This window comes from Thauera phenolivorans, from assembly GCF_001696715.1.
GTDB lineage: Bacteria > Pseudomonadota > Gammaproteobacteria > Burkholderiales > Rhodocyclaceae > Thauera > Thauera phenolivorans.
Genome location: NZ_MBFM01000004.1, coordinates 278,391 through 292,082, shown reverse-complemented (window position 1 = coordinate 292,082; position 13,692 = coordinate 278,391). Strand labels below are relative to the sequence as shown.

General features: G+C 69.2%; 10 protein-coding genes and 1 riboswitch. Of the genes, 5 read left to right on the top strand and 5 right to left on the bottom strand.

Going from position 1 to position 13,692, the window contains the following annotated elements; all coding sequences use genetic code 11:
- Positions 1–42: 42 nt before the first annotated feature.
- The 4 genes from BB334_RS11290 to thiD form a co-directional block, all read right to left on the bottom strand.
- Positions 43–1,140 carry an NAD(P)-dependent alcohol dehydrogenase gene (locus BB334_RS11290; RefSeq protein ID WP_068808604.1) on the bottom strand — a complete coding sequence of 366 codons (1,098 nt, stop codon included), beginning with the start codon at positions 1,138–1,140 and terminating at the stop codon, positions 43–45.
- 70 nt (positions 1,141–1,210) lie between these two features.
- The gene (locus tag BB334_RS11285; protein WP_068808603.1) at positions 1,211–2,251 is read right to left on the bottom strand and encodes an IS630 family transposase; all 1,041 of its coding nucleotides are present in this window, start codon (positions 2,249–2,251) and stop codon (positions 1,211–1,213) included.
- 115 nt (positions 2,252–2,366) lie between these two features.
- Positions 2,367–4,283, bottom strand: a complete 1,917-nt coding sequence (thiC, locus tag BB334_RS11280; RefSeq protein ID WP_068808602.1) for a phosphomethylpyrimidine synthase ThiC — start codon at positions 4,281–4,283, stop codon at positions 2,367–2,369.
- Positions 4,284–4,367: 84 nt separating this feature from the next.
- Complete coding sequence (gene thiD, locus BB334_RS11275; RefSeq protein ID WP_068808601.1) at positions 4,368–5,246, bottom strand: bifunctional hydroxymethylpyrimidine kinase/phosphomethylpyrimidine kinase; 879 nt, start codon at positions 5,244–5,246, stop codon at positions 4,368–4,370.
- Positions 5,239–5,337, bottom strand: a riboswitch (TPP riboswitch). It overlaps the preceding gene by 8 nt.
- A 301-nt stretch (positions 5,338–5,638) precedes the next feature.
- Between thiD and BB334_RS11270 the strand changes: the two genes are divergently transcribed.
- The 5 genes from BB334_RS11270 to BB334_RS11250 all read left to right on the top strand — a co-directional run bounded on the left by BB334_RS11270 (position 5,639) and on the right by BB334_RS11250 (position 12,347).
- The gene (locus BB334_RS11270) at positions 5,639–6,745 is read left to right on the top strand and encodes an efflux RND transporter periplasmic adaptor subunit (protein ID WP_068808600.1); all 1,107 of its coding nucleotides are present in this window, start codon (positions 5,639–5,641) and stop codon (positions 6,743–6,745) included.
- Positions 6,742–9,918, top strand: coding sequence for an efflux RND transporter permease subunit (locus tag BB334_RS11265; RefSeq protein WP_068808599.1), 3,177 nt, complete (start codon positions 6,742–6,744; stop codon positions 9,916–9,918). The genes BB334_RS11270 and BB334_RS11265 overlap by 4 nt, the downstream gene beginning before the upstream one ends.
- A gap of 100 nt (positions 9,919–10,018) precedes the next feature.
- Entirely contained in the window at positions 10,019–10,672 is a 654-nt protein-coding gene (locus tag BB334_RS11260; protein WP_068808598.1) for a protein-L-isoaspartate O-methyltransferase family protein, read from the top strand.
- 9 nt (positions 10,673–10,681) lie between these two features.
- Positions 10,682–11,005 carry a rhodanese-like domain-containing protein gene (locus tag BB334_RS11255; RefSeq protein ID WP_068808597.1) on the top strand — a complete coding sequence of 108 codons (324 nt, stop codon included), beginning with the start codon at positions 10,682–10,684 and terminating at the stop codon, positions 11,003–11,005.
- Between the two features lie 31 nt (positions 11,006–11,036).
- The gene (locus BB334_RS11250; RefSeq protein ID WP_068808596.1) at positions 11,037–12,347 is read left to right on the top strand and encodes a TolC family outer membrane protein; all 1,311 of its coding nucleotides are present in this window, start codon (positions 11,037–11,039) and stop codon (positions 12,345–12,347) included.
- A gap of 236 nt (positions 12,348–12,583) precedes the next feature.
- Here the strand turns inward: BB334_RS11250 and waaA are convergent.
- A partial coding sequence (gene waaA / locus BB334_RS18485) for a lipid IV(A) 3-deoxy-D-manno-octulosonic acid transferase (RefSeq protein ID WP_068808926.1) occupies positions 12,584–13,692 on the bottom strand: 1,109 nt, incomplete at its 5' end.

Here is a 13,692-nt window from a genome sequence, read left to right as displayed (position 1 = left end):
GCGAAGCCGCCCGCCCCCCGTGACGATGCGTCCGCCCGCGCCTCAGGACGGCTTGATCGCGACCTTCAGCACGCCGTCGCGCTGGTTGGCGAACAGCTCGTAGGCGGCGACGATGTCGTCGAGCTTGTAGGTATGGGTGACCAGCACGCCGAGATCGACCCGTTTGGATGCGACCACGTTCATCAGCCGGCGCATGCGTTCCTTGCCGCCCGGACAGAGCGCGGTGTTGATGCGGTGGTCGCCGAGGCCGGCCGCGAAGGCCGACACCGGAATCGTCAGGTCGGACGAATACACGCCGAGGCTGGACAGCGTGCCGCCGGGCTTCAGGACGCGCAGCGCCGACTCGAAGGTGCCCTGCGTGCCGAGTGCCTCGATCGCGGAATCGACGCCGCGGCCGCGGGTGAGCTTCATGATTTCCTCGACGACGTCGCAGTCGTGGAAATTCAGCGTGACGTCCGCGCCCATCACCTTCGAGATGCCGAGGCGGTGCGGGTTGCCATCGACCGCGATCACCGTGGTCGCCCCCATCAGTCGCGCGCCGGCGGTGGCGCACAGGCCGATCGGACCCTGGGCGAACACCGCCACGGTGTCGCCGAGGCGGATGTTGGCGTTCTCCGCGCCCTTGAAGCCGGTCGACATGATGTCCGGGCACATCAGGACCTGCTCGTCGCTGAGGCCGTCGGGGATGGGGGCGAGGTTGGCCTGGGCGTCGGGCACCCGCACGTATTCGGCCTGCGTGCCGTCGATCAGGTTGCCGAAGCGCCAGCCGGCGGTGGCCTTGTAGCCGTGGGCGCCGCACTGGCCGGAGGGGATGAGGTAGCTGCCGTCCTGCGAGGGCGCGCCGTCCTGCGCGGCGTAGGAGTTGAAGTTGGGGCAGATCGCGCCGGCGATCACGCGCTGGCCCTCGGCGTAGCCCTGCACCGCGCTGCCGAGCTTCTCGATCACGCCGACCGGCTCGTGGCCGATCGTCAGGCCCGGCTTGACCGGATACTCGCCCTTCAGGATATGGACGTCGGTGCCGCAGATCGTGGTCGTGGTGATGCGGAGCAGGGCGTCGTTGGGGCCGATCTCGGGGACCGGCTTGTCGACCAGTTCGATGCGGCCGGGGGCGACGAAGACGGTGGCTTTCATCATGGGCATGGTGGTACTCCTTGCGCTCAGGGTGGATGCTGCCGTTCCATCCTATTAACCCGGCAATCAAATAGCTAAATTACTGAGCGTAGCGAACGTACTCATGGCTGAAATACGACCGCACACGATCCGGCATCGTAGCGATGCGTTCCATGCACGTACGCGCCTTCTCGAGAAGTGCGGCGGCGGTCCTGGCAATCGGCCCGGAGCGTATCGTCGTTTTCAGATCCCGGTTCAGATACTCGTCGGGGTTGAGTTCCGGCGCGTACGGCGGCAGGTAAAACAGCTCGATCTTCTCGGTGTTTTCGGCAGCCCATTCGCGGACACGGTTGGCGCGGTGCACGCGCAAGTTGTCGACGATCAGGAACACCTTACGCTGCGCATCCTGAATCAGGTCCTTCAAGAACACGATGAAGCGCTCCGCATCGATGGCGCCCTCGAAGAACGAGAAGCGCACCAAGCCTTGGTTGGTGATCGCCGAGATCATCGATGTCGATCCATGGCGACCGGCCGGCAGTCGAAGCTCAGGCGTCAGCCCCGCCATCGAGTAGCCGCGCACCCAGTGCGAGTCCTGGCGAATGGCGGTCTCGTCACCCCAGTAGATCTCGGCATCCTCAGTCTTGGCGCGCGCAACGATCTTCGGATACTCGTCCTCAAGCCACGCCTTGAGCCGGGCCGGATCCTGCTCAAGCGCACGCTTGACCGGCCGCTGCGGCGTGAAACCCCACCGCCGAAGGTACTCACCGACGGTGCGAATGGGCATGTCGATGCCAAAGAGCTGCTTGATGGCGAGCATGACCGCGCGACGATTCCACAGCGCAAACTCGAGCTGCAGTTGGGCGGGGTTCGAGCCGATGATCTTCAAACGCAGTTGCTCCTCTTGAACCAGCGTCAAAGTTCGTCCCGAGCCATGGCGCCGACCACGTTGCCCGCCCTTGATGACGGCGTCGAGGTCGTCAGCCTGGGTGCGCCGCGCCCATTTCAAAACGGTACCGACATGAACCCCACACACTTCAGCGATGTGCGTCCATGAGTAGCCTTGCTTGCGCAGTACAAATGCTTGGCGACGAATGTGTTCCAGGGCTTCGGGCGGAAGCTTGCGGGCATCGATCTTTTCCATACCCGAATTATATCAAAACCTATTTGATTGCCGGGTTAATAGCCCGCCCTGCCGACAATGCGGTGACGGCGACCGGGCTCCACTCACTGCAGGCCCGGCCGCAGTCTCGCGGCCGTCAGACGTTCCGATACACCTCCGCGCCGCTCTTCACGAACTCGATCGACTTCACCTCCATCCCCATCTCGAGCGCGGCCTGCTCGTCGATGCCCTGCGCGGCGGCGAAGTCGCGCACGTCCTGGGTGATCTTCATCGAGCAGAAGTGCGGGCCGCACATCGAGCAGAAGTGCGCCACCTTGGCCGAGTCCTTGGGCAGGGTCTCGTCGTGGAATTCCTTCGCCTTGTCGGGGTCGAGGCCGAGGTTGAACTGGTCCTCCCAGCGGAACTCGAAGCGCGCCTTGGAGAGCGCGTTGTCGCGGATCTGCGCGCCGGGGTGACCCTTGGCGAGGTCGGCGGCGTGGGCGGCGAGCTTGTAGGTGATGATGCCTTCCTTGACGTCCTGCTTGTTGGGCAGGCCGAGGTGCTCCTTGGGCGTCACGTAGCACAGCATCGCGGTGCCGTACCAGCCGATGGTGGCGGCGCCGATGCCGCTGGTGATGTGGTCGTAGCCCGGCGCGATGTCGGTGGTCAGCGGGCCCAGGGTGTAGAACGGCGCCTCCTTGCACTGCTCGAGCTGCAGGTCCATGTTCTCGCGGATCATGTGCAGCGGCACATGGCCCGGGCCCTCGATCATCACCTGAACGTCGTGCTTCCAGGCGATGTCGGTGAGCTCGCCCAGCGTCCTGAGTTCGCCGAGCTGGGCCTCGTCGTTGGCGTCGTAGATCGAGCCGGGGCGCAGGCCGTCGCCGAGCGAGAAGGCCACGTCGTAGGCCTTCATGATCTCGCAGATGTCCTCGAAGTGGGTGTAGAGGAAGCTCTCCTTGTGATGCGCCAGGCACCACTTGGCCATGATCGAGCCGCCGCGGCTGACGATCCCGGTCATGCGGTTGGCAGTCAGCGGCACGTAGCGCAGCAGCACGCCGGCGTGGATGGTGAAGTAATCCACCCCCTGCTCGGCCTGCTCGATCAGGGTGTCGCGGAAGATCTCCCAGGTGAGCGCCTCGGCCTTGCCGTCGACCTTCTCGAGGGCCTGGTAGATCGGCACGGTGCCGATCGGCACCGGGCTGTTGCGGACGATCCACTCGCGCGTCTCGTGGATGTTCTTGCCGGTCGACAGATCCATCACGGTGTCGCCGCCCCAGCGGATCGACCAGGTCATCTTGTCGACCTCCTCGCTGATCGAGGAGCCGAGCGCCGAGTTGCCGATGTTGGCGTTGATCTTCACCAGGAAATTGCGTCCGATGATCATCGGCTCGGTTTCCGGGTGGTTGATGTTGGCGGGGATGATCGCGCGTCCGCGGGCGACTTCGTCGCGCACGAACTCGGGGGTGATCGTCGTCGGCAGGCTCGCACCGAAGCTCTGGCCGGGGTGCTGGCGCAGCATCATGTCGGCCATCTTCTGGCCCTTCGGGCCGGTGGCGCGCAGCGACTCGATGTACTTCTCGCGGTTGAGGTTCTCGCGGATCGCGATGAACTCCATCTCGGGGGTGACGATGCCGCGCCGGGCGTAGTGCATCTGGGTGACATTGGCGCCCGCCTTCGCGCGGCGCGGCTTGCGGTGCAGGCCGGGGAAGCGCAGTTCGTCGAGCGCGGGGTCGGCGGCGCGCTCGCGGCCGAACTCGGAGGACAGCCCGGCCAGCAGCTCGGTGTCGCCGCGCTCGTCGATCCACTGCTGGCGCAGCGCAGGCAGGCCGGAGCGGATGTCGACATGGGCGAGCGGGTCGGAGTAGGGGCCGGAGCAGTCGTACACGAAGATCGGCGGGTTGGGCTCGGCGCCGAACGAGGCCGGGGTGTCGGCCTGGACGATCTCGCGCATCGGCACCCGGATGTCGGGACGCGAACCCTCGACGTAGACCTTGCGTGAGTTGGGCAGCGGCGCGATCGCCGCCTCGTCGACCTGGGCCTCGGCGGCGATGAATTTCTCGTTGGCGTTCATGGATTTCGTCTCCGTGGGGGAATTGCGGCGCGGCGCGCGGGCGGGCGCGCGGTTGGTTGCGCAGAGGCTCAGAGGCGCAGCGCCTCAGCGCGGGCCGGTCGGCCTGGGCCAGAGCGCATGAAAGTGATGGACCGGGCCGTGCCCGCTGCCGACGGCGAGCTCGTCGGCATGGGCGATCGCGCCGAGCAGCCACTGGCGGGCCTGGCGCACCGCAGCCTCGACCGGGCGCAGGCCGGCATGCTGGGGCAGCAGGGCGGCAATTGCCGAACTCAGCGTGCATCCGGTGCCGTGGGTGTTCTTCGTCTCGATGCGCGGCGCCGGCAGCTCGACCATGCGGTCGCCATCGAACAGCAGGTCGACCAGCTCGTTGCCGGGCAGGTGGCCGCCCTTGAGCAGCACCCAGCGTGCGCTCGATGTCGGCAGCAACTCGCGCAGGCGCTCGGCGGCGCGGTACATCTCCTTGACCGTCTCGGGCGCGCGCTGCTCGAGCAGCACGCCGGCCTCGGGCAGGTTGGGCGTGATCAGGAAGGCCTGCGGGAACAGCGCGTCGCGCATCATCGCGATCGCGCTCTTCGCGAGCAGGCTGTCGCCGCTCTTGGCGACCATCACCGGGTCGAGCACGATGTTCTCCGCCTGCCAGTGAGCGAGTCGATCGGCCACGGTGGCGGTGACCTCGGCGCTGCCGAGCATGCCGATCTTGGTCGCGTGCAGGCGCACGTCGGCGTACAGGGTGTCGATCTGCAGGCGCAGGAAGTCGGTGGGCGGCACGTGCACGCCGGTGACACCCTGGGTGTTCTGCGCGGTGAGTGCGGCGACGACGCCGCAGCCATAGGCGCCGAGCGCGGAGAAGGTCTTGAGGTCGGCGAACACGCCGGCACCGCCGCTCGGGTCGACGCCGGCGATCGAGACGACGTTCGGGATGGAAGAGGCGGGCGCGGGGGCCGCTTGCTGGGTCTGATTCATGGTCACGTTTCCCTACGCCGGTGCAAGCCGGATCAGGTTCGAAGGGTCTTTCTCAGCCGTGCGCGAATCGCAGGCACCCCCAACGGCATCGCGTACCATACTGGATGCGATCGACGCTGGCAAGGCGGGGGGCGCAGGCGCGCGAATGCGGTGGCGGCGCGCGGCGTCCGAGGCGCGACGCGGGGGGTGCAGGAGCGCTGCCCTCAGCGCGATCAACGGCGCTTGTGCCGGTGATGACGGCTGCTATCGCCCTGGGGGCAGCGCTCCTACAGTGCCTGCGATCGATCCGGCACGGGCGATGCGGCTGCGAGGTTCGCCGCGGGCTGCCGCGTGCGGGTAAACTCGCGGGATTCCGCCGCATCGCGGCGCCCATCCTCGACGAATCCACACCCATGAACACACGCCGTTTACGCGCTTCCGGCCTCGCCCTGCTGGCCGCCTTCCTGCTACTTGCCTGTGCGCCGCCGGCGCCCGAGGAGGCCTCGGCGCCAGCGGTACTGGTGCGTACGATCGATGGCGCCGCCGCCGAGGCCGCGATGCGGGTGTATACCGGCGAGGTTCGGGCGCGGGTGGAGACCGACCTCGGCTTCCGCATCGGCGGCAAGATCGTCGAGCGCCGGGTGGATGTCGGCGACATGGTACGCCCCGGCCAGGTGCTGGCCGTGCTCGACATCGAGGACGCGCGTCTGGCCGCGCGCGCGGCGGCGGCGAGTGCGGCGGCGGCCGAGGCCGACCTCGCGCTCGCGCGCAGCGAGTTCGAGCGTGCCACCGAGCTGCGCCGGCGCGAGTTCATCAGCCAGTCCGCGCTCGACGCCAGCCGCACCGCGATGCAGGCGGCCGAGGCACGCCTGCGCCAGGCCAGGGCGCAGTCGGATGTGGCGATCAACCAGGCCGACTACACCCGCCTGCTCGCCACCGCTGCCGGCGTCGTGACCACGGTCACCGCCGAGGCGGGGCAGGTGGTGGCCGCCGGCCAGCCGGTGGTCCGCGTGGCCCAGCCGGGCGAGCTCGAGGTGCTGATCCACGTCCCGGAGAGCCGCGTCGGCGAGCTCGCGGTCGGCACCGCGGCGGTGGTGCGGCCGTGGGCCGAGGAGGACAGGACCTACCCGGCGCGGGTGCGCGAGCTCGCCCCCGCGGCCGATCCGGCCACCCGAAGCTATGCGGTGCGGGTGGCGGTACCGCAGGCCGACCAGGGTCTGAAGCTAGGCGCCACCGCGAGCGTGGCCTTCGCCGGCGAGCAGACCGGCGGCGTGCTGCTGCCGCTGCCGGCGGTGACGCGGATCGACGGCAGCGCGCGGGTGTGGGTGGTGGACGAGGATTCCAGCGTGCGCCCGGTCGAGGTCGAGATCGGCGATTTCCGCGAGGACGGCGTGCTCGTCACCGGGGGACTGCCGTCGCCGGCGCGGGTGGTGATCGCCGGGGTGCACAAGCTCCTCGAAGGCGCCACGGTCAAGCCGGTCGAGGAAGGCGCGCCGGTGCAGCTGGATGTGACGCGATGAGCGGGCCGGCGCAGGCGGGCGGGGGAAACCGCTTCAACGTCTCCGAATGGGGCTTGGCGCACCGTTCGCTGGTGCTCTACTTCCTCATCGTCAGCACCCTGATCGGGATCTACGCCTACGGCCTCCTCGGGCAGTCCGAGGATCCGCCCTTCACCTTCAAGATCATGGTGGTGCGCGCCGAATGGCCGGGGGCCTCGGCGCGCGAGATGGAGTTGCAGGTCACCGACAAGATCGAGAAGAAGCTGCACGAGATCGCCCAGGCCGACGCGGTGCGCAGCTATTCCAAGCCGGGCGAGTCGCTGGTGTTCTTCCTCATCAAGGACTCCACCCCGGCACGCGAGGTGCAGGACATCTTCTATCAGGTCCGGAAGAAGATCGCCGACATCCGCCACACGCTGCCGGGCGGCGTGATCGGACCCTTCTTCAACGACGAGTTCGGCGACACCTACGGCAACCTGTTCGCGCTGGTGGGCGAGGGCCTGAGCCACGCCGAGCTCAAGCGCCACGCCGAGGCGATCCGCGGCGAGCTGCTGCGCGTGCCGGACGTGGCCAAGGTGAGCTTCTTCGGCGAGCAGGCGCAGCGGGTGTACATCGAGCTGTCGAATACCAAGCTGGCCACCTTCGGCCTGGCGTTGGGCGACATCGTCGGCGCGCTCGCCGGTCAGAACGCGCTCGCCGGCGCCGGCTTCTTCGAGACCGCGGATGAGCGCATCTGGCTGCGGCCGAGCGGCCCCTTCGAGGATCTCGAGGCGATCGGCGACACCGTGATCCGCGCCCAGGGGCGCGCCTTCCGCCTCGGCGACGTCGCCGAGGTGCGCCGCGGCTACGTCGATCCGCCGGGCGAGCGGATGCGCTTCATGGGCGAGGACGCCTTCGGCATCGGCGTGGTGATGCGCGACGGCGGCGACATCATCGCGCTCGGCCGTGCGCTTGACGGCGCGGTCGAGCGCATCGAGCGCCAGCTGCCGCTCGGCATCCGCCTCGAACGCGTCGCCGACCAGCCGCGTGCGGTGAAGCGCTCGATCGACGAGTTCAGCTCGGTGCTCGCCGAGGCAGTGCTGGTGGTGATGGCGGTGAGCCTGCTGTCGCTCGGCTTCCGCACCGGCCTGGTGGTGCTGATCATCATCCCGGTGGTGATGGCGATCACCTTCCTGTTCATGCACCTGCTCGGCATCGGCCTGCACAAGATCTCGCTCGGCACCCTGATCATTGCGCTCGGCCTGCTGGTCGACGACGCGATCATCGCGGTCGAGATGATGGCGAGCAAGATGGAGCAGGGCTGGGACCGGGTGCGGGCGGCGAGCTTCGCGTGGACCTCGACCGCGATGCCGATGCTGTCGGGGACCCTGGTCACCGCCGCCGGCTTCCTCCCGGTCGCCTTCGCCGCTTCGGCGGTGGGCGAGTTCACCCGCTCGATCTTCCAGGTCACGGTGGTCGCGCTGCTCGTGTCCTGGGTGGCGGCAGTGCTGTTCGTGCCCTACCTCGGTTACTACCTGCTGCCCGACTTCCAGCGCCAGCGCGGCCAGCCCTCGGCGCTCGCGCGCCTCGCGGGCCGCCTTTCGCCGAGGCTCGGCCGCCGCCTCGCCGAGCGTGATGCCCATGCCCACGAGCAGCACGACGAGTACGCGATCTACCACACCCCCTTCTACCGGCGCCTGCGCGCGCTGGTCGATGGCTGCGTGCGCTTCCGGTGGCTGGTGATCGCGCTCACGCTGGCGATCTTCGTCGGCTCGATGGCGGTCTTCGTGCGCTACGTCCCGCAGCAATTCTTCCCCGACTCGACTCGGCCCGAGCTGCTGGTCGATCTGCGCCTGGAAGAGGGCGCCTCGCACCACGCGACCGAGACCGCAGTAAAACGGCTCGAGGCCTACCTCGCGGCTCAGCCAGGCATCGACAACTACGTCGCCTGGGTCGGCGGCGGCAGCCCGCGCTTCTACCTGCCGCTCGACCAGCAATTGGCGCAGACCAACTTCGCCCAGTTCGTCGTCCTCACTGAGGGCATAGAGGCGCGGGAGGCCTTGCGGGCGAAGCTGATCCGCCTGTTCGAGGAGGAGCCGTGGCCGCTGCGTGCGGTGGTCAACCGGCTCGAGAACGGCCCGCCGGTGGGCTTCCCGATCCAGTACCGGGTGAGCGGGCAGGACTTCGACGAGATGCGCCGCCAGGCGCACCGGGTGGCGGAAGCGATGCGCGCCAATCCGCACCTCTCGAACGTGCACCTCGACTGGGAAGAGCCCTCGAAGGTGGTGCGCCTGCGCATCGACCAGGACAAGGCGCGACTGCTCGGCCTGTCGAGCGAGGACATCGCGCGCCTGCTAACGACCTCGCTGCAGGGCATGACGGTGACCGAGTTCCGCGACGGCAGCGAGACGATCGCGGTGATGCTGCGCGGTGCCGAGTCCGAGCGGGTGCATCTCGGCCTGTTGCCGGACCTGTCGCTGCCGGTGGCGGGCGGGCGCAGGGTATCGCTGGCGCAGGTGGCGACGCCGGAGTACGGCTTCGAGCAAGGGGTGATCTGGCGCCGCGACCGCATTCCCACCGTCACCGTGCGCGCCACCGTCTATGGCGAGGTGCAGCCGGCGGTGATCGTCGGCCAGCTCGCGCCGCAGGTCGAGGAGATCCGCGACAGCCTGCCGCTTGGCTTCCGCCTCGAGGTCGGCGGCTCGGTCGAGGAGAGCGCCAAGGGCAGCACCTCGGTCGGTGCCGGCATGCCGCTGTTCGTGCTCGCGGTGCTGACCGTGCTCATGGTGCAGCTGCAGAGCTTCTCGCGCACCGCGATGGTGGTGCTCACCGCGCCGCTCGGCATGATCGGGGTGACCTTCTTCCTGCTCGCCTTCGGCAAGCCCTTCGGCTTCGTCGCGATGCTCGGCACGATCGCGCTGTCGGGGATGATCATGCGCAACGCGGTGATCCTGGTGGACCAGATCCGCCAGGATCAGGCCGCCGGACGCGCGCCCTGGGAGGCGATCGTGGAGTCCGCGGTGCGCCGCTTCCGGCCGATCGTGCTGACCGCGGCGGCCACCATCCTGGCGATGATTCCGCTGTCCTCGAGCGTGTTCTTCGGCCCGATGGCGGTGGCGATCATGGGTGGACTGGCGGTGGCGACCCTGCTCACCATGCTGTTCCTGCCCGCGCTCTACGCGGCGTGGTACCGGGTGCGGCGCGAGGCGGCCTGAGGGCCGCAGTCGCGGCGCGGCGACTGCGCTAGAATACGAAAGTTTTTCATTTGGGCATGCTATAAATTAGCGTGTGCTAATATACGGACCGGAGCACCTGATGAACTTCGAAAAAGCCCGCTTCAACATGGTCGAACAGCAGATCCGTCCCTGGGACGTGCTCGACACCGACGTGCTCGATCTCCTGATGTCCGTGCGGCGTGAGGAGTTCGTGCCGGCGAGCGCGCGCGCGCTCGCCTTCGCCGACGTCGAGATCCCGATCGGTTGCGGGCAGGTCATGCTGAAGCCGGTGATCGAGGGCAAGATTCTGCAGGCGCTGCAGCTGAAGAAATCCGACTCGGTGCTCGAGATCGGTGCCGGTTCCGGCTACTTCGCCGCCCTGCTGGCGGCGCGGACCGAGTGGGTGCGCACGATCGACATCGAGCCCGCCCTGGTCAAGCTGGCGAACGAGAACCTCGCCCGCTACGGCGTCGAGAACGTCATCGTCGAGGACGGCAATGCCGCCGAGGGCTGGCCCTCGCGCGCGCCCTACGACGTCATCGTCGTTTCCGGCGGTCTGCCTTTCCTGCCGCAGTCGCTGCTCGCCCAGCTCAAGATCGGCGGTCGTCTGTTCGCCTTCGTCGGCGAGGCGCCGGTGATGAAGGCGCAGCTGGTGACCTGCGAGGCCGAGGGGCGCTACCGCACCGAGGACGTCTTCGAGACCCTGGTGCCGATGCTCCGGGAAGTGCCGCAACACGACCGTTTCCGCTTCTGAAGGCCGACGATGCGCCAGATCGACTCCGTCCAGCTCGCCGCCCGGCTCGCCGACCCCGAGCGCGAGGCGCCGCTGCTGCTCGACGTGCGCGAACCCTGGGAATTCCAGCTCTGCCACATCGCGGGCTCGCTGCCGATGCCGATGGGCTCGGTGCCGGCAAGGCTCGCGGAGCTCGATCGCGAGCGCGAGACGGTGGTGATCTGCCACCATGGCGGGCGTAGCGCGCAGGTGTGCATCTTCCTCGCCCATCAGGGCTTCGAGCGGGTGATCAATCTCGCCGGCGGCGTCGCCGGCTGGGCGGCTCGGGTCGACCCGACGATGCCACAGTACTGACCGGACGACAGCGCAAGCAGAGGGACGACAGATGAAACGAGCGATGGCGATTTGCGTGGCTGGGCTGCTGACGACGGGCAGCGCTGCCGCCGCCGATCTGATGCAGGTCTATCGCGATGCGCTCGCCAACGACGCCCGCTACGCCGCGGCGCGCGCCGAGCTGGAGGCCGGTCAGGAGAAGGTGGTGCAGGGCCGCGCGGGGCTGCTGCCGCAGATCGGCCTGGGTGCGAACACCACCTGGAACGACGTCGAGCTGCGTAGCCGCGGCGTTCCCAGCACGCTCGAGGACAGCTACAACAGCAATGGCTACAGCCTGCAGCTGGTCCAGCCGCTGTTCCGCTGGCAGAACTGGGTCGAGTACAAGCAGGGCGAGCTGCGCACCGCGCTCGCCGGCGCCCAGTTCGAGCTTGCGCGCGAGGATCTCGTGCTGCGCGTGGCCGAGGCCTACTTCGCCGTGCTCAATGCCGAGGACGCGCTCGCCGCAGTGAGCCAGCTGCGCACCGCGGCCTCCGAGCAGCTCGAGCTGGCGAGGACCAGCTTCGAGGTCGGTACGGTGACGATTACCGATGTGCACGAGGCGCAGTCGCGCCACGACCTCGCCTCGGCGCAGGAGATCGCCGCGCAGAACCAGCTCGAGGTCGCGCGCCATGCGCTCGCCCAGCTCATCGGCCGCGAGCCCGAGCCGCTCGCCGGCCTGCGCGAGGGGGTGGCGCTGCAGCGCCCGCAGCCTGACGACATCGCCGCCTGGGTGGCGGCCGCCGAAAAGGGGAGCCTCGGCGTGCAGGCGCAGGAGCTGGTGCGCGAGATCGCGATCCGCGACGTCGAGCGCGCCCGCGCCGGCCACCTGCCGACGGTCGACGTGGTCGCCAGCCACGGCGTCAACAACCGCCTGCAGCTGTCCTCCGACCGCAACGAGGTCACCAGCATCGGCCTCGAGATGAACATGCCGCTGTACGCCGGCGGGCGGGTGTCCTCGGTGAGCCGCGAGGCGGCGGCGCTGCGCATGCGGGCCGACGCCGATCTCGAGGACGCGCGCCGCAGCGCAGCGCTCGCCGCGCGTCAATCCTGGCTCGGCGTCACCAGCGGCATGGCACAGGTGAGGGCGCTGGAGGCGGCAAGGCTGTCGTCCACCTCGGCGCTGGACGCCAACAAGCTCGGCTACGAGGTCGGCGTGCGCATCAACATCGACGTTCTCAATGCCCAGACCCAACTCGCCGACACCTTGCAGCAGCTCGCCAGTGCGCGGTACGAGACCCTGCTCGCGCAACTGCGGCTGAAAGCCGCCGCCGGCACGCTCGGCGAGGAAGACGTCGCCGCGATCAACGCGCTGCTCGAGCCCTGAGACCCTCAACCCGGCACGAACCTGCATCGCCAACGGCCCGTGTAGGAGCCCTGCCCCCAGGGCGATAACGGCGGTCATCGCACGCACCACCGCCGCGATCGCGCACAGGGCTGCGCTCCTACAGCGCCTTCGGCGGGCGCCGCCGCTGTAGGAGCCCTGCCCCCAGGGCGATAACGGCCGTCATCGCAAGCACCACCGCCGCGATCGCGCACAGGGCTGCGCTCCACAGCGGCGCATCATGGCGCAAGCTTCGTGAGCAGTTCGATCGTACGGTCGGTGGCGCCGCGGTCGGCGGCGGCGAAGGCGCGGCCGGCGTCGGCCACCGCCTGCCGCCGCGCCGGGTCGACGATCAGCGCGAGCGCGCTGCGCACCCCCGCGTCGAGGTCGGGCGCGCGCAGCGCGGCGCCGGCGGCGACTGCGTCCTCGGCGACCTTGGCGAAGTTGAAGGTGTGCGGACCGACGATCGCCGGCGTTCCCACTGCGCAGGCCTCGATCAGGTTCTGGCCACCGAAGGGCAGCCAGCTGCCGCCGATCAGCGCGACGTCGGCGGCGAGGTAATACGAGAACATCTCTCCCATCGAGTCGCCCAGCCAGACCCGGGTGGAGGCGGCGACTTCGGCCTCGTCCGAGCGCCGCTGGAGGCCCAGCCCGGCTGCCTTGACTGCGCCGGCGACCTCGTCGAAGCGTTGCGGATGGCGTGGCACCAGGGCGAGCAGGCAGTCGGGCGGTGCGTGTTGCGCAAAGGCGGCGAGCAGCAGCGCCTCCTCGCCCTCGCGCGTGCTCGCCGCGAGGAGCACGGGGCGCGCGCCGATGCGGGCGCGGAAGGTGGCGCCGCGCGCCTCGGCCGCGGGCGTCGGGGCGACGTCGAACTTGATGTTGCCGGTCACGGTCACCCGGCGCGCGCCGAGGGCGCGCAGACGGACCGCGTCGCCCGCGGTCTGCGCGCCGATCGCATCGAGCGCGCCCAGGGTCAGTGAGGTGAGCGCCGGCACCCGCGCGTAGCGGCGCGCGGAGCGCTCCGACAGGCGGGCGTTGGCGAGCATCGTCGGCACCTGCAGCCGGCGGCAGGCGGCGAGCAGGTTCGGCCACAGCTCGGTCTCCATGATGACGCCGAGCGAGGGCCGGAAGTGGTGCAGGAAGCGCCGCGCCAGCCAGCCGAGGTCGTAGGGCAGGTAGACGCGCAGCACGCGCGCCTCGTCGCCGAACAAGGCCTTGGAGGTTGCACGCCCGGTGGGCGTCATGTGGGTCAGCAGCACCGCGTGTTCGGGCCACTGCGCGAGCAGGGCGCGTACCAGCGGCTCGGCGGCGCGCGTCTCGCCGACCGACACCGCGTGCACCCAGATCA